Origin of the sequence: Blautia fusiformis (genome assembly GCF_020686995.1) — a bacterium.
In the GTDB taxonomy this organism is placed as follows: domain Bacteria; phylum Bacillota; class Clostridia; order Lachnospirales; family Lachnospiraceae; genus Blautia_A; species Blautia_A fusiformis.
Map to the genome: position 1 here is coordinate 215,677 of NZ_JAJEPT010000002.1, position 18,632 is coordinate 234,308.

General features: G+C 40.2%; 23 protein-coding genes. 18 read left to right on the forward strand and 5 right to left on the reverse strand.

Annotation, left to right across the window (positions count from 1 at the left end):
* Positions 1 to 12 precede the first annotated feature (12 nt).
* Positions 13 to 858, reverse strand: coding sequence for a DNA adenine methylase (locus tag LKD46_RS02915; RefSeq protein ID WP_227573784.1), 846 nt, complete (start codon positions 856 to 858; stop codon positions 13 to 15).
* A gap of 212 nt (positions 859 to 1,070) precedes the next feature.
* The gene (locus tag LKD46_RS02920) at positions 1,071 to 2,174 is read right to left on the reverse strand and encodes a hypothetical protein (protein WP_227573785.1); all 1,104 of its coding nucleotides are present in this window, start codon (positions 2,172 to 2,174) and stop codon (positions 1,071 to 1,073) included.
* A 266-nt stretch (positions 2,175 to 2,440) separates the two neighbouring features.
* Here LKD46_RS02920 and LKD46_RS02925 point away from each other — a divergent pair, with 266 nt between their 5' ends.
* From LKD46_RS02925 to LKD46_RS02985, 13 genes are all read left to right on the forward strand, one after another.
* The gene (locus tag LKD46_RS02925; protein WP_227573786.1) at positions 2,441 to 2,617 is read left to right on the forward strand and encodes a MerR family transcriptional regulator; all 177 of its coding nucleotides are present in this window, start codon (positions 2,441 to 2,443) and stop codon (positions 2,615 to 2,617) included.
* Positions 2,618 to 2,649: 32 nt separating this feature from the next.
* On the forward strand, positions 2,650 to 3,951 hold the full coding sequence (locus LKD46_RS02930) for a phage NrS-1 polymerase family protein (RefSeq protein ID WP_227573787.1): 1,302 nt from the start codon (positions 2,650 to 2,652) through the stop codon (positions 3,949 to 3,951).
* The gene (locus tag LKD46_RS02935) at positions 3,935 to 4,531 is read left to right on the forward strand and encodes a phage/plasmid primase, P4 family (RefSeq protein ID WP_331465960.1); all 597 of its coding nucleotides are present in this window, start codon (positions 3,935 to 3,937) and stop codon (positions 4,529 to 4,531) included. Before LKD46_RS02930 ends, LKD46_RS02935 begins: the two co-directional genes overlap by 17 nt.
* Positions 4,528 to 4,941: a primase-like DNA-binding domain-containing protein gene (locus LKD46_RS02940; RefSeq protein WP_227573788.1), complete on the forward strand. Its 414-nt coding sequence runs from the start codon at positions 4,528 to 4,530 to the stop codon at positions 4,939 to 4,941. Before LKD46_RS02935 ends, LKD46_RS02940 begins: the two co-directional genes overlap by 4 nt.
* Before the next feature lie 83 nt (positions 4,942 to 5,024).
* Positions 5,025 to 5,654: a hypothetical protein gene (locus tag LKD46_RS02945; protein ID WP_227573789.1), complete on the forward strand. Its 630-nt coding sequence runs from the start codon at positions 5,025 to 5,027 to the stop codon at positions 5,652 to 5,654.
* 3 nt (positions 5,655 to 5,657) lie between these two features.
* The gene (locus tag LKD46_RS02950) at positions 5,658 to 5,948 is read left to right on the forward strand and encodes a hypothetical protein (protein WP_227573790.1); all 291 of its coding nucleotides are present in this window, start codon (positions 5,658 to 5,660) and stop codon (positions 5,946 to 5,948) included.
* Between the two features lie 19 nt (positions 5,949 to 5,967).
* Positions 5,968 to 6,273 (forward strand): hypothetical protein, encoded by a 306-nt coding sequence (locus tag LKD46_RS02955; protein ID WP_227573791.1) that lies wholly within the window; start codon positions 5,968 to 5,970, stop codon positions 6,271 to 6,273.
* Positions 6,274 to 6,415: 142 nt separating this feature from the next.
* Positions 6,416 to 7,465, forward strand: coding sequence for a site-specific integrase (locus LKD46_RS02960; RefSeq protein ID WP_408611425.1), 1,050 nt, complete (start codon positions 6,416 to 6,418; stop codon positions 7,463 to 7,465).
* A gap of 126 nt (positions 7,466 to 7,591) precedes the next feature.
* Positions 7,592 to 8,410, forward strand: coding sequence for an SMODS domain-containing nucleotidyltransferase (locus tag LKD46_RS02965; RefSeq protein ID WP_227573792.1), 819 nt, complete (start codon positions 7,592 to 7,594; stop codon positions 8,408 to 8,410).
* 21 nt (positions 8,411 to 8,431) lie between these two features.
* Positions 8,432 to 8,986, forward strand: coding sequence for an SLATT domain-containing protein (locus LKD46_RS02970; RefSeq protein WP_117796110.1), 555 nt, complete (start codon positions 8,432 to 8,434; stop codon positions 8,984 to 8,986).
* Positions 8,987 to 8,992: 6 nt separating this feature from the next.
* Positions 8,993 to 9,469 carry a hypothetical protein gene (locus LKD46_RS02975; protein WP_227573793.1) on the forward strand — a complete coding sequence of 159 codons (477 nt, stop codon included), beginning with the start codon at positions 8,993 to 8,995 and terminating at the stop codon, positions 9,467 to 9,469.
* Positions 9,470 to 9,636: 167 nt separating this feature from the next.
* The gene (locus tag LKD46_RS02980) at positions 9,637 to 10,107 is read left to right on the forward strand and encodes a low molecular weight protein-tyrosine-phosphatase (RefSeq protein WP_227573794.1); all 471 of its coding nucleotides are present in this window, start codon (positions 9,637 to 9,639) and stop codon (positions 10,105 to 10,107) included.
* Between the two features lie 306 nt (positions 10,108 to 10,413).
* Positions 10,414 to 11,346: a DUF5688 family protein gene (locus tag LKD46_RS02985; protein ID WP_110102448.1), complete on the forward strand. Its 933-nt coding sequence runs from the start codon at positions 10,414 to 10,416 to the stop codon at positions 11,344 to 11,346.
* A 162-nt stretch (positions 11,347 to 11,508) separates the two neighbouring features.
* Here the strand turns inward: LKD46_RS02985 and LKD46_RS02990 are convergent, their stop codons facing one another.
* From LKD46_RS02990 to LKD46_RS03000, 3 genes are all read right to left on the reverse strand, one after another.
* A complete protein-coding gene (locus tag LKD46_RS02990; protein ID WP_021977269.1) occupies positions 11,509 to 12,303 on the reverse strand; it encodes an ABC transporter ATP-binding protein in 795 nt (264 codons plus the stop codon).
* Between the two features lie 2 nt (positions 12,304 to 12,305).
* On the reverse strand, positions 12,306 to 13,220 hold the full coding sequence (locus LKD46_RS02995) for an ABC transporter permease (protein WP_021650367.1): 915 nt from the start codon (positions 13,218 to 13,220) through the stop codon (positions 12,306 to 12,308).
* A gap of 89 nt (positions 13,221 to 13,309) precedes the next feature.
* A complete protein-coding gene (locus tag LKD46_RS03000; RefSeq protein ID WP_044960660.1) occupies positions 13,310 to 14,287 on the reverse strand; it encodes an ABC transporter substrate-binding protein in 978 nt (325 codons plus the stop codon).
* A 226-nt stretch (positions 14,288 to 14,513) separates the two neighbouring features.
* Here LKD46_RS03000 and LKD46_RS03005 point away from each other — a divergent pair, with 226 nt between their 5' ends.
* The 5 genes from LKD46_RS03005 to scfA all read left to right on the forward strand — a co-directional run bounded on the left by LKD46_RS03005 (position 14,514) and on the right by scfA (position 18,564).
* Positions 14,514 to 15,278, forward strand: a complete 765-nt coding sequence (locus tag LKD46_RS03005; RefSeq protein ID WP_110102449.1) for an N-acetylmuramoyl-L-alanine amidase — start codon at positions 14,514 to 14,516, stop codon at positions 15,276 to 15,278.
* 144 nt (positions 15,279 to 15,422) lie between these two features.
* Complete coding sequence (locus tag LKD46_RS03010) at positions 15,423 to 16,016, forward strand: YdcF family protein (RefSeq protein WP_110102450.1); 594 nt, start codon at positions 15,423 to 15,425, stop codon at positions 16,014 to 16,016.
* A 208-nt stretch (positions 16,017 to 16,224) separates the two neighbouring features.
* Positions 16,225 to 17,940, forward strand: coding sequence for a hypothetical protein (locus tag LKD46_RS03015; protein WP_110102451.1), 1,716 nt, complete (start codon positions 16,225 to 16,227; stop codon positions 17,938 to 17,940).
* Positions 17,941 to 17,990: 50 nt separating this feature from the next.
* Positions 17,991 to 18,341 carry a TIGR04086 family membrane protein gene (locus tag LKD46_RS03020; protein ID WP_021650373.1) on the forward strand — a complete coding sequence of 117 codons (351 nt, stop codon included), beginning with the start codon at positions 17,991 to 17,993 and terminating at the stop codon, positions 18,339 to 18,341.
* Between the two features lie 82 nt (positions 18,342 to 18,423).
* A complete protein-coding gene (scfA, locus tag LKD46_RS03025) occupies positions 18,424 to 18,564 on the forward strand; it encodes a six-cysteine ranthipeptide SCIFF (RefSeq protein WP_015524633.1) in 141 nt (46 codons plus the stop codon).
* The last annotated feature ends 68 nt before the right edge of the window (positions 18,565 to 18,632 follow it).

Here is an 18,632-nt window from a genome sequence, read left to right on the forward strand (position 1 = left end):
AGCAAGCCTCCTCTAATAATTAGTGACAACAATATGAGTGGTGTCGGTATCAAAACGATTTCGGATGTTAACGGAATATCTTACCGGATATTCTGAGACAATATGTCCGGCATATAATTCTTCGGTTAATGGAGTTCTTCCAATTACCATAAGAATTCTGCAATTGACGTTTTGTATAGCAGAAGCTAGTCTCCTGTGTTCATCTTCACCGAAATTAGTTGTCATATTGCCGTAGTCGTGAAATATACAGTCATATGGTGGATCTAAAAACATAAAATCGTTTGCATTTGCTAGTGCAAATATATTTTCAAAATCAGTTTGCAATATTTGCGCATTCTGAAGTAATGTACTGTGTTGAGGTAATATGTTATTTACGCGAAAATGTTTATATCTTCCAAAAGGAACATTATATTGGCCTTGAGCATTATAACGAATCATTCCAGAGTAGGCTGTCTTATTAATGAAATAGTACAAGGTGCCATCTAAGTAAGGGGAAGGTGTTAATCCATTATACATATCACGCAATTGATAATATAAGGGCTCATTATCATTTGGCACTCTGGCTTCGGGATGTAAGGTCTTTTGCCTTGCATATTCAGTTTCGTTTTGCTCATAGAGCACATGTAATTCAGTTAGTTCTTGCATTAACTGAGGATAATTGTTGGCAACTTGCTGATAAAAATTAATCAATGGATGGTTTATGTCGTTTATAATTGATTGGACTGGTTCTTGATCAAAAAAAACTGCACCTCCACCAAAGAATGGTTCAATATATGTTGTGTAGTTTTGAGGGATAAGATTTCTGAAATTTGGTATTTCACGTCTTTTTCCACCTCTATATTTAAGTAATGGCTCCATGTATTCCTCCTTACCCCCAGGGGGAGTATTATCTTTGTGACTATTCATCTTAAAGACCGATTCCCCCTCAAATACGTTTTTTCGCGAAATTGCATAGGGGGGGATTCCGGTGTCCTTTAACATATTTTATATAATATCATAGCACATAATTGCATGTAACTGGCTGACATCAGATACAATAATCTATTTGCTTTTTCGCCAAATCATATAAATTAATGTGCATTTTTCTTGCTTTTTTGAGCCTTTTCGATGGCTTTTCGCTCACGATAGGCTTTTTGCTTTCGGGCATTTCGAACCTTCTGGCATTCTTCGGCGTCACAAAATTCCTGTCGATTGCTTTTTCGGATTATGAATTTACCACAGTTCCGACAACGAATCATAATGCCTTCTGGACGATTATCTGATTTCCCTTTATCTTCTGGTGCAGGATCCTCGGAAAGCATTCTTGCAAGTGTCAGCCATGCAATATCAAACACAGAATTAATATCGGTAGAAAATTCTAATCGGTTAGTGCGTGGATCTACCTTTAATTTCATGGTAAATTCCGGGATGATGTCAATAAGTGCATTCCTTAATTCATCGTAATCGTCATATGGTGTAGTAGCAAATTCTCCAGTTGAAGGTTTTTCTGCCGGATGATTTTTAATGTACTCATTATCAATTCGCATTTCTTCTATGAGATTTCCTTTTGCATCCCCATAATCTAAGTCATCCGGTACTGCAATAATAGGATGCTTATATTTATCAAAGAAAGAGTAGCCTTCAAAGTATTTTCCTTCTTTTGATAAATTGTATGCAGCTTCGTCATCGGCAATACAGACACCTTCGAGAGCAACATAAAACATGACTGCATTATATAATTTCCCAAGATCATCTAGGAAGGTGTTAATCTCAAATGTTCCGTCTCGTTCTACCATTTCTGCATCGAAGCTGTTTATATCAAATGATTCATTCAATTCAGAATAGATGAAATCAATATTATATGGATGCATATTATTTGTACACCATTTCATTATGAGCTGAGTATATGGGATTTTGTTATCAAAGCTGTTTATCTGCATTGCTAGATTGCAAAGGCTGGCAAGCAGTCCCTGCCCGGAAAGAAAATCTTCTTTAGGGAAAACTGGTTCATATCCGGGACGGCAAAATGGTATTGCACAGTAATCACTGCTTTTATCAATATCAAGTTCGTATTTTTTGAAACGAAAAGGGTGATAAATCAGTTGTCCGATACCACCGACTTCTTTAAATCCTAATATATCTGTTGTTTTATCTGTTTCGGATGGAATCGTTTCATCATTCCAGTTTAATGGCATATCATACCTCATTCCAATCGTTAATTCGTAACCGTTAGCGTTACCGTCAGTTTTTGGGCTTCGGTTACATTATAGCTTAAAATATTCATGAAAACAATAAAAAGTTACACAAAATGATGTAACGGATTTGTACTTTGACAATTTCATCCCGTTCTAAATGAACAAGCCTTTGTTACTGCGGGGACTGGTAGCCGCCAAGAGCGGTAGCAGAGAAACGACCATTGAAGAGACGGACGCAACAAAATCTAAGAAAGGAACAACATCTTATGGAAAAAACAACTATGAGTGTGCAGGAATTATTTGCACAGATGGGAATCAGTCTGCCAAAGGCATATGAACTGGTAAAGACACCGGGATTTCCTACAATACGAATCGGAGTCAGAATTCTGATTCCGATTGAAGCCTATAAAGAATGGCTTGTAAGAACATCTATTAACCATTAAAAAGAATTGCAGAAAAGGAGGAGGTGAGCAGGATGGGAGATATGACAGTGGATGAATTAAAGAGTAAAAAGCTGTGGTTTTTATGGTCAGCGAAACCCGGCAAGAATGGGAAAGTTACCAAAGTTCCATTCGCAGCAAACGGAGGAGCTACAGGAACAGATGATGCACATAAGGGAACATGGGTATCTTTTGATGATGCAGAATCAGCCAGAAATCAGTTTCAGGCATCGGGGATTGGCTTGAAGATTCCGACAGGTTTCTTCTTACTAGATATAGACCATAAGGATATTTCAGATCCATTTGCACAGCTTATGTTATCTCGGTTTTCTTCCTATGCAGAAGTATCTCCAAGTGGCAAAGGAATTCATCTTATTGGTCAGTGTGATATTACAAAACTTCCGGTACATTTTGATGACAGAAGGAAGAGACTTGTGCTGGATAGTGAATATTATCAGAAACGCTCTGATATTGGATTGGAACTTTATATCGGTGATATTACAAACCGATATGGCACTTTTACAGGAAATGCGATTAACAGTCTGCCGATAGCTGACTGTACACAGGCGGTTCTTACCACATTGGATAAGGAAATGAGGAAAAAGCCGAAAGCGAAGTACAGTGCAAAGCGTGATGGTGATAGGGCCGTATTTGATATTGTCTGTGATCTTCGTAAGCAGAAGAACGGAGATAAGTTCATCCGGCTTTATGATAAAGGTGATTTCAGTGAATATGGTTCCCAGTCTGAGGCGGATGCTGCCCTTTGTGCTTTGATAGCATTTAGGACAGGAGCAGACCCGGATGCGATTGATGAAGTGTTTCGCAGCTCTGCTTTATACCGAAGCAAATGGGAAAGGGACGATTACAGGGAAAACACAATCAATGCAGGAATTTCAGTCTGTAATGGTGTGTTTCACAGGTCAAAAATGGAACATCCTGATTTCATAAAGTTTAATGAACAGACAGGAGAACCATATGTGAGTGTACCGCTTCTTGCAAAATATGTAAGAGAACATCTGCAATATATTTTAGTCCGGGACAATGGTAAACAGGGACTTTTGAAATATGTATATGAAGGTGGATGTTACAGGCTTTATGCAGATAATATGCTGCTTGGAATCATAAAAAAGTATATTGCTGATTATGACGAGGAACTTGTAAAGATGAGTAAGGTCAATGAGGTGCTTTTGCATATTACCACAGACCTTACATATGTAAGTCAGGATGCATTGAATGCAGATGAGGATATCATCAATTTCCAGAATGGAATTTTGAAGATTACTGCAACTGATACCACATTCAGCAGATATACTTTCCACTATACAACTTCCTTGTGAATGGTCAGATGAGGATATTGATGCACCTGTATTTGATTCTTATATGGACACGCTTACCAATGGAGATGAGATGGTAAAGCAGTTGCTGATGGAATTTATTGGTGTCTGTATTTCCAATGTGAAAGGCTGGCGGATGAAAAAAGCATTATTTCTTGTAGGGCAGGGAGATACAGGAAAATCACAGCTTAAAAGCCTTGTGGAGCGTCTGCTTGGCAGGGGCAACTTTATAGGCATTGATCTGAAAGAAATTGAATCCCGGTTTGGAACAGGGGCAGTGTATGGAACAAGGCTTGCAGGAAGTTCGGATATGAGTTTTTTGTCTGTGGATGAACTGAAAACATTCAAGAAAATGACAGGCGGGGACAGCCTTTTTGCAGAATTTAAAGGACAGCAGGCATTTGAATTTACATTTAATGGATTGCTGTGGTTCTGCATGAACCGGCTGCCGAAGTTCGGGGGAGATGACGGCAAATGGGTATATGACCGCATCATGGTGGTGGATTGCCCGAATGTGATACCGAAAGAACAGCAGGACAAGCAGCTTTTAGAAAAATGTATGCAGAGCGCAGAGGTATTGTGAAAAAAGCTGTGAAAGCGTTGCAGACTGTTATAGCAAATGGATATCGATTTACAGAGCCGGACAGCATTGCAGAGGCAAGAAGAGATTACCAGAGCGCAAACAGTACCGTGATATCTTTTTATAAAGAATGTATGTGCCCTTGGGAGAATGGAAAGATTGTCAGACATTGTACCACAGGGAGAATATACAAGGTATATCAGGCATGGTGCAGGGAGAACAATCATGGTTATACCAGAACTGCAAAAGAGTTCAGAGAACAGCTTGCAGGATATCTTGGTGGTACGTTTGCTGATGTGACAACAAGGCAGAAGGGTAATACCTATTACAAAAATTTCACGATAACAGAGGAAACCAAGGAACTTTATGCCAAGGAATATGGATATGAGGAAACAGAGTTCCTTGCCGGGTAGCAGTTACAAGAATTGCTGCTACCTGTACTGCTACCTCGGAAGATAGAACTGCTACCCACAGATAAAAGGAAGGAGAGAAGAAGATGTCGAAACGAGACACAATGATCCGAGCATTATGTAAGAGCCTCGGAGTTGATTACAGAGTAACAACTATAGATTTTGAAAGAGTAATTTACAGAGATTTTGGAAATGGATTTAACGTAGAAATCAGTGGAATGCATACGTCCAGCATGAAGAAAAAGGCAACAATATATCTCTGGTATGGAGATACAATGACCGAATGCATCATCGTAAAAACTGTCAGAGATATTCCAAGAGAGCTGATTGGCGAGAGTGTTGAAGAACTGATGAAATATAGTAATTTGCTGATTGCACAAGGCTATGACCGCTACGATAAGTTATTCCGCTTAAAATATGGAAAAACAATAAATTATGCAGGAGGAGTGAAGAACATGACACACAGAATATTTTATGGAACTGATTTCAAGTTGACAGATTCTGATAAGAAGATGTTTTCAAGAGAGGGATATGAATGCAAGGATTTATTGCAGGGAAGGGCAGGATTGCCTGTGGTGGTATCTCAGAAGCAGGATAAGAATTTTCCAATATGGAAAGTGCAGTATGGATTTTCGTGTCTGGTGTTCCCTACTTATGAAGATGCAATGGATTTCTGCAGAGATAGATTTACAAGATTAGATGGAAAGGCGGTGTAGTGGATGCAGATGATAAGATACCATCCTCTGATTGATGGAGATACAGATGGACTGGAAAAGGTACCGATGTTTTTATCAACAGACAAGGAAACAGTATGGCAGAACAGTAGAATGTACCTGTCGGAGATTATTTCCAATTATTACAGGCTTTATTCAAAAGAGCCGATGAGCCAGAATGCTACTGACAGCATAGAAATTCACTGTCCTTTGTGTGGTGCAGTATTAAGGCAGATGGCTCAGAATCATGATGCAAATAAACTTGGTCTGTACACCTGTGATAAGTGCAGACGATAGAGCGAAGGAGGATTTTATTATGGTATTTCCATTAACTAAACTGAATAAGGAAGGAACATTGTTGAATGCGTCAAATGCATATTATTCTGAAGAATATGCACAGAGAATGTGCAGTTTATATCTGACGGATGAACTGAGCCGGGATGAGAATGGAAAGATAAAGAAAACGTACAGACTTCATGCGAGCAATGATCATACAGAGGAAATGGCATTTGCGTATGAAATTCATTGCCCGAAGTGTGGCAATCATTTGAAACAGATTGGAAGACAGCTGACATTAAATACACTTGGACTTTATAAATGTCCTGTGTGTGATAGAAATTAAGGAGGAGAAAAGCATGATTAGCAATACACAGATTACGGCACAGCCAGAATATGATATTCAGTTCTGGAATGCGATGAGAAACAAAGAGGCGAGAGAGGATATTCTTGCAAAGGGTAGGGATATTAGTATAGGAACTTACAGTATGCCGACTGTTGCAGCCGGAAAGGTTATGAATGAAATTGAAAAGGAATCTGATTTGAAACCAAAGACAGGAGTAAGGCAAAGCACGAAACAGGGATATGTTACAGTACAGAGATTACTTGCGAAGGAAACATTTGGCAAAAAGATGATACGAAGTGTGAAAACATCCGATGCAAAGCTGTTCCTTATTAAATTACAGCAGGAAGATGGAAAAAGCTACAGTTCCATTCATACCATCAGGGGAGTGTTGCGACCAGCCTTTCAGATGGCGGTGGATGATGACATTCTGGTAAAGAATCCATTCGGATTTCAGCTTGCCGGAGTATTGGTAAATGACGCAGTCACAAGAGAGGCAATTTCCAAAGACCAGATGAGAAAGTTCCTAAAGTTTGTGCATGACGATGTGGTGTACTGTAAATACTATGAAGTTGTGTACATACTCTTTCATACAGGAATGCGAATATCGGAATTTTGTGGACTGACACTAAAGGATATTGATCTTGAGAACAGAACTGTAAATATCGACCATCAGTTGCAGAGAACATCAGATATGCGGTATATCATAGAAAGCACAAAGACGGATGCCGGAACAAGAGTATTGCCAATCACAGAGGATGTGGCACAGATGTTTCAGGCAATCATTGAGGACAGAAATGCACCTAAAGTGGAGAAAGCTATAGACGGATATAGCGGATTCCTGTTTTACGATGATAATGGAATGCCACTTGTGGCAATGCACTGGCAACATCGTTTCAATCATATGGTCGGCAGATACAATGACATCTACCGGGTGCAGATGCCAAACATTACACCTCATGTATGCCGACATACGTATTGTTCGAATATGGCAAAATCGGGAATGAATCCAAAGACACTGCAGTACCTCATGGGGCATTCGGATATATCGGTCACAATGAATGTGTACACGCATATCGGATTTGATGATGCAGAGGAAGAATTGAAACGGATGGAAGAGTTTAGGAAAGCACAGGCGGAGGTTGAGCAGAAGAAGGAGAAACCGATGTCACAGAAAATGTTTAAAGTTGTATAATATGGAAATGGGATGACGCTCTGGCTTAGGCTAGGGCGTTTTTTTTCTATGGAAAAGAAGTGAAAAAGACGATATAATAATTGAAACAGACAATATTGAAATTATATTCAGAAAGGGTGAAATTATATGAGCTATAGAGTTACTAAAAATGAGCATGTGATTGATTTAGATACACGATCATTGATATCAGTGCGATATAAAAGAATTACAAAAGCGGTGAATCAGACATTTTGGAATAGTATAAGTGATACGGCACATAGTTTTTATGTCGGATCATATGGAAGAGGAACAGCAATCAATACAAGTGATTTGGATGTGTTAATTGAATTACCAGATGCCGAATATAATCACTTTTCGAATATATATGGAAATGGACCATCAAGACTTTTACAGTCTGTTAAAAATGCAATATTGGACACATATCCTAGAACAGATATTAGGGGAGATGGACAAGTTGTTGTTATAAAGTTTTCGGATGGTATGAAATTTGAAATATTACCAGCTTTTAAAAATAATACTATTTGGGGATGGGATGGAACATATAAATATCCGGATAGCCATATGGGAGGAAATTGGATGTCAACCAATCCCAAAGCAGAGCAGGATGCGATAAAAGAAAAAAATGAACAATCGAATGGACTTCTGTATGATGCGTGTAAACATATTGGTTATATTAGAGACAACAATTTCCAAAGTTATCATTTGTCAGGAATATTGATTGATTCTTTTATGCACAATGCTATTAAGGGATGGCATTTTTTACGTGATGGAGAGCAACCGTCTGGATGTAGAGAAACTTTCGAGGAAGCAATGTTGAAATATTATAATGAAATTTCTTTGAATGGATATATTACACCGCAGATACAAGCACCCGGAAGCAATATGAAGGTGGATGCATCAAAAGGCTGGGATGTATTGGGAAAAGTGCTTAGATATATGGTATAGTGCAGAAAGGTAGAAAGTGCTATGGAGGAAAATCAGGAATTATTATTGAATCAGATAATAGATTTGCATGGGAAGGTTGTTTATACATACACAACTCACCATAAAATACAGAATAGATTAGAGCGTATAAATAAAGGAGTTAAGATTAGTCAGATAATACTTACGGCAGTTTCAACGGTAGGATTTTTGGCGACTGTTATAACAAATCAGTATCTGTTAGCGTGGATAGGTGGGATTACATCAGCATTGTCATTAGGATTTAATTTATATATGAAAGATAGTAACTTGGATGATCGAATAAAAAAACATAAGGATGCAGCAGATGAATTGTGGGATGTTCGAGAAGCATATTCGTCTTTGATAACAGATTTTTGTGATTTGCCTTTGAGTGATATAAGGTCAAGAAGAGATGAAATTCAGTGCATATGGTCAGAGATAAATAAAAAATATCCGGGAACAGATAAAAAAGGATACAAAGAGGCTCAAAAGTCATTGAAAGATGAAGAGGAACAGACTTTTAATGAGGGAGAAGCTGAAAATTTTTTGCCTGTAGCAAGCAGGAAGAAAAGGAGTTGACGCATAATGGGAAGAAGAATAAGCAATTCAAAAGAACAATTTTATTATTCATTGATTGAAAATGAAAGACTAAAGGATATGGAGATTTTCAATGTATTAAAAGAAAAATACATGGATTTTTATAATGTGTGTGAAAAATTTGCTGATATTTCGTTGAATGCACCGAAGTATAGGGTGCCTAGTACTTGTGAGGTCCAAGGATATTTTCAATTTAAAGATATTGAAAGGGCAAAGCGTAGTGCAAAAGCATTTTTTGCTGATAATTCTTTGAAAAATGTTGATGAATATATGTTAGCAATTAGGACGATGTACAGACTTGCAGTAGATTTTAATGATTCAAGATGCTTGGGAGGGATTGTAAAACCAGAAAATGCAGATTCGTCATATGGTTCTTTTGGAACTTATTATAACTTTGCTGAGATGCCTTCTAATATATGGCAGGATGTAGAAAAAGAAACAAAAGAATTTATTCAAAATCCTTAGTAGTAAACCTTTCCCTTTTACTACCAATTTTACTACTAACAGGTAGTAATAACTTGCTTAATTCTGCTCTGATTTGCCACAATCTGTAATTTCAGAGCATATCACAATAACCCCGGAAACCCTTGCAAAACGGGGCATTCCGGGACAAATCAAGGAGAAACAAAACTATGATTAAAATACTTTTCGTATGCCACGGCAATATCTGCAGATCAACCATGGCCGAGAGTGTTTTTACGCACAAGGTAAAAACGCTCGGCCTTTCAGATCAGTTTTTGATCGATAGTTTTGCAACAAGTACAGAGGAGATTGGGAATCCACCTCACAGAGGAACAGTGAACAAGCTGAGAGAAGTGGGAATACCACTGGTTCCGCACAGAGCGAAGCAGATTACGTGGGCAGATTATGAAAAATCCGATTATATTATTGGTATGGATTCTGCTAATATGCGTAATCTTAACAGGATGCTGAAGAATGACCCGGAAGAGAAGCTTTATAAGTTTCTGACTTTTGCCGGATCAGGACGGGATATTGCGGATCCTTGGTATACAGGAAATTTTGACGAAACTTATGAAGATATACAGGAAGGTTGTGAGGGATTTCTGGATTATCTGGAGAAACATGGAGAAATCCATTACTGATATTTCGGAATGAGACACAAATCTGAAACAATACAAAAGGTATGACAGCAAAAGGCAGCGGAAGCTGCTTTTTCTGTCGATGAAAACTTCTTTACAAATCTGAAAACTTCTATTATACTTGTCCATACAGCAAGCAACTCAAATTCAGCAGAGAAATCTGCTCTCTGCAATTCTACAGTGGAAGTTCTTTCCACAGAAATATCTAATCATGTTATCAGATCAGAATCATTTTGTGCGTCGTTGTGAGAGCGCACAGGATTTTGTCGGGACATTCGTCCGCTTTGTTTCACAGAAAGGAAATTAAATATGGAAAAAAGTTATGAAACTTTTGTCACGGACCTGAGAAAGCTTCTTCTTGCGGCTATGGACCTGAAGGAAGAAGAAATTTATTTTTCAAACGATGGAGAAAAATATGGCTGTTTGGGAGATAGGCTATTTGTAGAGAGTGGTCATATGGAAAAGGCAAAAACAGTCTGCGGGTTGCATACAGAAGAGCTTTATAAAAGGTACTGTCAGGAAGATTCTTTTGAAAATATCGTTCATGATTGTGTTAGGGAGATAAAAAAAGTCAGTGAAAATTGTGTGCTATGTGATTTGGATGATCTGAAAGATTATGAGAAGGTAAAAAGCAGACTTTTTATTCGACTTCTGAATGCAGATAAAAACAGGACTATACTGAAGGAGTTGGTTCATCACAAAATCGGAGATATTGCTTTAGTGGTTTATTATCTTGCAGGAGAAAAAGAGGGATATGTTCTGAGTGCAAAGATCAAGAAAAGCTTTGTGGAGAAATGGGGAAAAGATGCGGATACTGTTTTCGAAGCTGCTCTAATAAATACATATTTTATCAGTCCACCAAGAATCTATCATTGGGAAAAAATGCTGTTTGATAAAACATATGAAGGAGATAATTTCATGGATATCCTTGGAACATACCATCCAAATAAAGGGATTGCCGGGAATTGCCTGAGTACAGAAAAGCGTACTAATGGAGCGGCAGCAATCTTTTTGCCCGGGGTAGCCAGACGTCTTTCTGAACTTCTGGGGTCAGACCTGTATCTGGTTTTTACCAGTGTTCATGAAGTAATGGTCCATAATGCGGATGTGGTTTATCCGGAAGATTTGAAAGAAGTTCTAAGTGATACGCTCGAGAAAGCAACTCCGGAAGAGGATTATCTGACATCTTCCATTTATCGATACAGCAGAAGGAGTGGTGAATTCTCTGTGGAATTGAAATGAGCTAAAGAGAGGTGACATGTGGAAGTGCTTTGAGTTTATCGTTATTTGGCATTAGAACAGAAATTAAGGCCGGAATCCATCATAAAGAATGAAATTCCGGCCAGGTTTTTTCCATGTGTTATGCTGTTTGTTTAACTATTATAAGAGTTCTTTTTTTGTGGTTTAGCTGAGAAGTGCGGAATCGTTGGAAAATTCTTCACCGCTGGCTTCTTCGAATTTGTCCAGGAGATCTTTGACTGTAAGCTTTTTCTTTTCTTCGCCCTGGATATCCAAAATGATCTTTCCCTCCCACATCATGATCAGACGATTGCCGTGAGTGATTGCATCACGCATGTTATGGGTGATCATCATGGTTGTCAGATGATCGCGGTTTACGATCATGTCTGTGATCTCGAGAACCTTGGCTGCAGTCTTCGGATCAAGAGCAGCAGTGTGCTCATCCAGAAGAAGAAGCTGAGGCTTCTTTAAAGTTGCCATCAGAAGTGTCAATGCCTGACGCTGGCCACCGGAGAGGAGTCCGACTTTGGAAGTGAGCCGGTCCTCAAGACCAAGACCGAGAATCTTCAGGAGTTCGTGGTATTCTTCCCGTTCCTGGCGGGTAATGCCCGGACGGAGAAGGCGGGATTTTCCGCGGCGTTTGGCAAGAGCGAGATTTTCTTCAATTCCCATAGTTGCAGCAGTTCCGGTCATAGGATCCTGGAATACACGGCCAAGATACGCGGCTCTTTTATATTCGGAAAGTTTTGTGACATCGGTTCCACCGATAATGATCTTTCCGGAATCTACAGGCCAGGCACCTGCAACTGCATTCAGCATAGTAGATTTTCCGGCGCCGTTTCCTCCGATGACTGTAACAAAATCACCTTCGTTCAGATGAAGATCCACGCCGTTTAAAGCAACCTTTTCATTGATGGTGCCCGGATTAAATGTTTTATGTATATCGATCAGTTTCAGCATGATCATTTACCTCCCTGTTTGGCTTTTGTAAAGTATTTGCCCTTCCAGTATGGGAAAGCAAGGAAAAATGCAACGACGAGTGCGGAAAGCATTTTCAGAAGGTCTGTATCAATTCCCATCCAGATAACAATCTGAAGTACCAGATAATAAAGAATAGAACCAAATACAACGCTTAACAGCTTCAGTGCAAAGTTGCGGAAAATACGGCTGAAGATCGCTTCACCGATAATTACTGCAGCAAGACCGATAACGATAGAACCACGTCCCATGTTGATATCTGCAAATCCCTGGTACTGTGTGAGAAGAGCGCCGGAAAGAGCAACAAGTCCGTTGGAAAGCATCAGTCCCAGAACCTTATTGCGGTCTGTGTTGATACCCTGTGCACGGGACATGCTTGGATTACATCCGGTCGCACGCAGGGAACATCCGAGTTCAGTTCCGAAGAACCAGTAAAGGACTGCAATCAGAATGATGATCATAATTGCTACGATAAAAAGCGTATTCTGTGTCAGAGCAACACCCTTGACACGTCGAAGGGATACCAGAAGATTAAATTTATCAACATTGATCGCCTGGTTTGCTTTTCCCATGATCTTCAGGTTGACAGAGTAAAGGGAAAGCTGTGTCAGGATTCCGGCAAGGATAGCCGGGATGCCCATAAAGGTATGAAAAATACCGGTGGCAAGACCGGCCAGAAGTCCGGCTCCTGTTGCAACCAGCATGGACACCCATACATTGTGTCCGCTGAGCATCATCATGATACAAACAGCGCCGCCTGTACATAAAGTTCCGTCAACGGTAAGATCCGCAATATCAAGAATGCGGAATGTAATGTACACACCGATCGCCATGATTCCCCAGATAAGCCCCTGTGCGGCAGCTCCTGGAAGTGCGGTTATTAAACTCATAATCTGCATGTTAAATTATCCTCCTCTTTTTTATGCACGAACAGCGAGAAGGGGAACTCCCTTCTCGCTGTATCAGTGTATAATAGGTTTTTTACCGATTATTCAGCTGTTTTATCTGTTTCGATTGCTTCATATCCATCCGGAATTTTAATACCAAGCTCGTCACAGATGTCTTTGTTGTATTCTTTTGTGAATTTTGGTGCATATTCAATCGGCATTTTGGAGATATCTTTACCATCCTGAAGGATGCTGACTGCCATTTCGCCGGTTTTGTATCCAAGATCATAGTAGCTGATGGAAAGTGTTGCAACACCACATGCCTGGCAGATACCTTCTTCACCAGCGATTACCGGGACCTTTGCCGGAAGACAGATGTTGTTGATGATCTCAGTATTGGATGCTACAGTATTATCTGTAGGTGCATAGATCACATCACTGTCATTGGCAGCTGTGGTAACAACGGATGAAAGATCGTTGGAATCAGAGAATGCATAATCTTCACAGGTATAACCAAGCTTCTCGAGAGCATCTTTTACTGTATCTACCTGATACTGGGAGTTTGGCTCTGCTGAGCAGTAGAGAAGTCCGACATTTTTTGCATCCGGGAAAAGCTCATGGAGCATATCGGCCTGCTCATCAAGAGGAGCAAGATCAGAAGTACCGGAAATGTTCCCGCCTACTGTTCCGTCAAAGTCATCGATTCCAAGAGCGACACCATATTCGGTAACGGCTGTTCCAAGGATTGGGATATCGGAAGTTCCGGCAGCTGCAGCCTGAAGAGATGCGGTTGCGTTTGCAAGGATCAGGTCTGCCCCTTCTGAAACAAAGCTGTTGATAATGGTAGAACAGGTATTAGAATCACCCTGTGCATTTTGCTCGTCAAATTTTACGGAATCACCCATCTTTTCAGTGATGGCATCCTCAAAACCCTTGGTTGCGGCATCCAGTGCGTCATGCTGGACCAGCTGGCAGATACCTATTGTGTAAGTCTTTTCTTCTTTGGCGCTTACTGTGGCAGCACAGGTTCCTGTTACAAGAGCTGCTGCGAGTACAGCTGTTAAAATACGCTTTTTCATATTGTTTTCCTCCTCACGATGTTGCTGCATTTTTGGATTATTTAAAAATACAACGCTGATTGTGTTAATATAACACTTTAACGCTTAAAAGTCAAGAAGAATTAACGTGAAAATATGTTGAGTAAACAGATCCGGAAAACAAAATAAAGCATGAAATGAAATGCAGGCACAGGAAAAAACATACAGTCATATCATATTGTGAATGAAATTCTCAAGGAGAAAGAACATGGCATATAAAATCGTTCTGGATGCCGGACATGGTGGAGAAGATCCGGGTGCTGTTTATAAAGATCGCAAGGAAAAGGATGACAATCTGAAACTGACCCTTGCAGTAGGAAAGATCCTGGAAGAGAACGGCGTGGATGTGGTTTATACCAGGACTACAGATGTTTATCAGACTCCTTTTGAAAAAGCGAAAGCTGCAAATGAAGCTGGAGCAGATTTTTTTATTTCTTTTCATCGCAACAGCAGTTCCAAGCCGGAACAATACAATGGAGTTGAAGTACTGGTCTATGATAAGAAAGGCATTAAATATCAGATGGCACAGAATATCCTGGGAGCATTGGGAGAACTGGGGTTTCGGGAACTGGGCGTAAAAGAACGTCCGGGGCTGGTAGTGCTCCGGCGCACAAAAATGCCGGCACTTTTGATCGAGACCGGATTTATAAACTCGGAAAAGGATAATCAGCTTTTTGAAAAAAAATTCGAAGAGATTGCCAGAAGCATCGCAGATGCCATTCTGGGAACATTGAATGAGGAAACGGTGGAAGAGCCATTGTATTATCGGGTACAGACAGGAGCATTTCGAAATCGGGAAAATGCAGACAGGATGTTGTATCAGCTGACAGATCAGGGATTTCCGGCGTTTATCCTGAGAGAGAATGATCTTTACAAAGTTCAGGTAGGAGCATATATGCAGCTTGGAAATGCGGTCAATATGGAACAAAGGCTGAGGGACAGTGGATATAGCACAGTGATCGTTACAAAATAGAAAACAGATGATCTGTTAGTGCATCTGCCACGAAAGAGTGATATGATTAGGCAATACAGAAAGCTGGATAAGGGATACCTGTCAGATAAATATCTTTTGATCCGGGATTTAGTTGCAGATGGTAAAGAAAGGACATAGAAAATAATGTACGAAGAGTTTCTGAAACAGATAGAAGATTTCATGTTTATAGAAGATAAGCCGGAAAAAGCGGATGTGATCTTTGTTCCGGGAAACGGATATCCTCAAATGGCGGAAAAAGCAGCGGAGCTTTACAGGAATGGGTTTGCACCAAAGATCCTGCCCAGTGGAAGATACAGTATCACAGCAGGGAGATTTACAGGAGTTCTTGACAAGAAAGAATGTTATTGTGGGACATACAAAACGGAATGGGATTTTTTGAAAGATGTTCTGATGCAGAATGGTGTACCGGAAGAAGCGATTCTGAAAGAAGATCAGGCAACCTACACTTATGAGAACGCAATTTATTCCCGGCAGGTAACAGACAGAGAATACCTGGATATCAAAAAGGCGATTCTCTGCTGTAAAACCTGTCATGCAAGACGTGCGTTGATGTATTACAAGTTGCTTTATCCGGATACGGAATTCTTTGTGAGTTCGTGTTGTGTGGATTCTATAGATAAAAATACGTGGATTATGACAAATGATGGAATTGATGAGGTAATGAGGGAAATAACTAGAATAATTAAACAATTTTCATTGATGCTCAAAAAAAATTAATTTAGGGGTGTCGTAAAAAAAAGAATTGTGTTATAATGCATTTGACGAAAAAAAGAAATATCTGTTACGAAAGATTAACAAGATATTAATTTTTGGAGAAATATTGGTTCGAGCGCATGTTACATGCGTTCGATATTTTATATAACTGAATTTTTTGACAAAAGGCAAATATGAATCTTAGATTTTGAATATAGAGGTGCAGATTATTATGAAAAAGAACACAAAGATTACATTTAGCAGAAGCTTTTCAATACTGGCAGCAGCGGCATTGTCCATGACACTGATCGGAGGACAGACCTTTCCGGCATATGCGGAGAACTCTTCAGGTATAGAATCCGGTGCTGTGATCCCGGATAATATAACTATTGACAGCCCTACAGCTCTTGCTAACATTGCGCTCCCATCTAATGCGTATGGAACTCTTTCCTGGGCAGATAGTTCTTATGTTCCGGACAAACGTGTGCAATCCTGTGGGGTAGTGTTCAAACCTGCTGCAGGTGCTGACCTTTCAGGCCTTCCGGGGTGGGATAGTAATTCAGGAACACTTACAGGTTCCGTGACAGTTGTGGTCAGCAGCATTGACAGTACAGAGGAAAATTCCGGAAGTGAGGAAAGTTCCGATTCTTCTGATTCAGATTCAGGAGAATCCTATGGAACCGATGATAAAGAGGAAAATGGAACCGACGTCAATGAGAGTGATGCAGATACTTCTGTAAAAGAAACAGAGGACAGCACTGCAGAGAATGAGAAGAAGAACGAAGGTCTGCAGGATGACAGTGCCCAGAAAAATAAAGAAGATCCGGAGACAACAGGAAAAACGGAGCAGTCTTCTTCAGATTCTTCAGATGCAGCAGATGCCAGTGGAGAGGAAAAAAGGGATCCGGAGATAACAGAAGCTCCGGAGGTAACAGCTGCACCATCTGAGGATAATAAAACTCAGGATGGGGAAGAAGCAGAAGCTGTGGAAACTCCTGCTGTAACGATAACTCCGGCGGCAGAAGATGGTATGGATCCTGATGCAGCATCTGAGAATAGAGACGATGAGAAGCATGAAAAAAATAACGATGCTGAAATTACTGCGATTCCAGAAATTACGGAGACTCCTGATACTGAAGAAAACAAGGATAATATTTTTGACAGGAAAGATGATACAGAGGATAAACGCCCTCAGAATGCAGCTACCGATCTGACAGAAACAGAAAAAGAGGAAATTGCGTCTCAAAATCATACCTGTGATGGAATAACTGTATCAGGAATCGATCTTCCGTGGTATGTACAGTTTCGTGTTTCTGGTGGTGAGGACTATCAGTTTACCAATGAAGAAGATGCAACAATCTTTAAATCCTATGAGTTTGAACTCTGGGATACACAGAATAATACAGAGTATAAAATTCCGGATGGGGAGTATATCAGTGTGACTGTACCTGTAAAGGCCGGCTATACATATTCTATTGAACACCTTCTTGATAATGGCGCAATGGAGACTATCATTCCAAGCATGGATGGTGCCACAATGACTTTCAGTACACATTCATTCAGCCCATTTGGCATCGCTGGAAGTAAATCTCTGGTAGGGCCAGATGCTGAAAGCAATACCGGTGCAACGGTTACACCTGCAGCTGATGCTTCATCTTCAGATACTGCATCTTCAGGTACTGCAGATTCTGCAGAAACAGACAGTACAGACACCAATACGGCAGAGACATCTCAGAATCTGACTTCAGATAGCACAGATCAGGAACAGTCTTCTTCTCAGAACAGTGATACGGCGGAGAATGAGGCTGAAGAACAGTCTTCTGCAACAACATCCAAGAAACAGGTAAATACCGGAGATAACACTCAGATCCTTCCGTTTGTGATCTTGTTTGTGGCAGCGGCAGTTGTAGCTGGTGTAGCAGTGTTTTTTAAGAAAAGAAAGAAGTAATGAATAAGAGAAAAAGCTCTCCCATATAATGACTGTGGGAGGGCTTTTTTATGAAGGGAAAAGCAATATTACGATCATTGCTGCTAGCCTATGGAGTGACAGGACTTTTTCTTCTGATACTGGCGTTTCTGCTCTTTCAGTTTGAATTTGGAGGAGGGACGGCGGCGGTGGGGATCATTATTATTTATGTAGTATCCTGCCTGGTCGGAGGTTTTATGGCGGGAAAGATCATACGGAAAGACCGATATATATGGGGGATCGTTACCGGGCTTTCCTATTATGTTCTGCTGCTTCTGGTATCTTTTCTGGCACAGGGGAAATGGGATATGACCTTTGCCCATGCGTTGACTACTTTTTTCATGTGTCTTGGTGGCGGAGCCATTGGTGGGATGCTGTCGTAAAAGCTTACAAAAAAATGCTTTGAAAATCGATGATTTTATGCTATACTAGGCGAAGAATAGAATACATAAAGGAGGATATATCATGGAACATATCAAGACATTAAATACAAAGAACCTTCAGAACACGGTTAAGAAGGGTGGATGTGGCGAATGTCAGACATCCTGTCAGTCTGCTTGCAAGACTTCCTGTACAGTAGGAAACCAGAGCTGCGAGCACAAATAAGAAGCAGCCGTTGAATGAGTGGAAAGCAGCGGGAGATCCGCTGCTTCACTTGTTTTATCTGAAAGTAA

What these genes read in the sequence shown, in the direction of transcription:
- LKD46_RS02915 (WP_227573784.1), bottom strand. Translation starts at nt 858, where the DNA reads ATGGAGCCATTACTTAAATATAGAGGTGGAAAAAGACGTGAAATACCA.
- LKD46_RS02920 (WP_227573785.1), bottom strand. Translation starts at nt 2,174, where the DNA reads ATGCCATTAAACTGGAATGATGAAACGATTCCATCCGAAACAGATAAA.
- LKD46_RS02925 (WP_227573786.1), top strand. Translation starts at nt 2,441, where the DNA reads ATGGAAAAAACAACTATGAGTGTGCAGGAATTATTTGCACAGATGGGA.
- LKD46_RS02930 (WP_227573787.1), top strand. Translation starts at nt 2,650, where the DNA reads ATGGGAGATATGACAGTGGATGAATTAAAGAGTAAAAAGCTGTGGTTT.
- LKD46_RS02945 (WP_227573789.1), top strand. Translation starts at nt 5,025, where the DNA reads ATGTCGAAACGAGACACAATGATCCGAGCATTATGTAAGAGCCTCGGA.
- LKD46_RS02950 (WP_227573790.1), top strand. Translation starts at nt 5,658, where the DNA reads ATGCAGATGATAAGATACCATCCTCTGATTGATGGAGATACAGATGGA.
- LKD46_RS02955 (WP_227573791.1), top strand. Translation starts at nt 5,968, where the DNA reads ATGGTATTTCCATTAACTAAACTGAATAAGGAAGGAACATTGTTGAAT.
- LKD46_RS02960 (WP_408611425.1), top strand. Translation starts at nt 6,416, where the DNA reads ATGCCGACTGTTGCAGCCGGAAAGGTTATGAATGAAATTGAAAAGGAA.
- LKD46_RS02965 (WP_227573792.1), top strand. Translation starts at nt 7,592, where the DNA reads ATGAGCTATAGAGTTACTAAAAATGAGCATGTGATTGATTTAGATACA.
- LKD46_RS02970 (WP_117796110.1), top strand. Translation starts at nt 8,432, where the DNA reads ATGGAGGAAAATCAGGAATTATTATTGAATCAGATAATAGATTTGCAT.
- LKD46_RS02975 (WP_227573793.1), top strand. Translation starts at nt 8,993, where the DNA reads ATGGGAAGAAGAATAAGCAATTCAAAAGAACAATTTTATTATTCATTG.
- LKD46_RS02980 (WP_227573794.1), top strand. Translation starts at nt 9,637, where the DNA reads ATGATTAAAATACTTTTCGTATGCCACGGCAATATCTGCAGATCAACC.
- LKD46_RS02985 (WP_110102448.1), top strand. Translation starts at nt 10,414, where the DNA reads ATGGAAAAAAGTTATGAAACTTTTGTCACGGACCTGAGAAAGCTTCTT.
- LKD46_RS02990 (WP_021977269.1), bottom strand. Translation starts at nt 12,303, where the DNA reads ATGCTGAAACTGATCGATATACATAAAACATTTAATCCGGGCACCATC.
- LKD46_RS02995 (WP_021650367.1), bottom strand. Translation starts at nt 13,220, where the DNA reads ATGCAGATTATGAGTTTAATAACCGCACTTCCAGGAGCTGCCGCACAG.
- LKD46_RS03000 (WP_044960660.1), bottom strand. Translation starts at nt 14,287, where the DNA reads ATGAAAAAGCGTATTTTAACAGCTGTACTCGCAGCAGCTCTTGTAACA.
- LKD46_RS03005 (WP_110102449.1), top strand. Translation starts at nt 14,514, where the DNA reads ATGGCATATAAAATCGTTCTGGATGCCGGACATGGTGGAGAAGATCCG.
- LKD46_RS03010 (WP_110102450.1), top strand. Translation starts at nt 15,423, where the DNA reads ATGTACGAAGAGTTTCTGAAACAGATAGAAGATTTCATGTTTATAGAA.
- LKD46_RS03015 (WP_110102451.1), top strand. Translation starts at nt 16,225, where the DNA reads ATGAAAAAGAACACAAAGATTACATTTAGCAGAAGCTTTTCAATACTG.
- LKD46_RS03020 (WP_021650373.1), top strand. Translation starts at nt 17,991, where the DNA reads ATGAAGGGAAAAGCAATATTACGATCATTGCTGCTAGCCTATGGAGTG.
- scfA (WP_015524633.1), top strand. Translation starts at nt 18,424, where the DNA reads ATGGAACATATCAAGACATTAAATACAAAGAACCTTCAGAACACGGTT.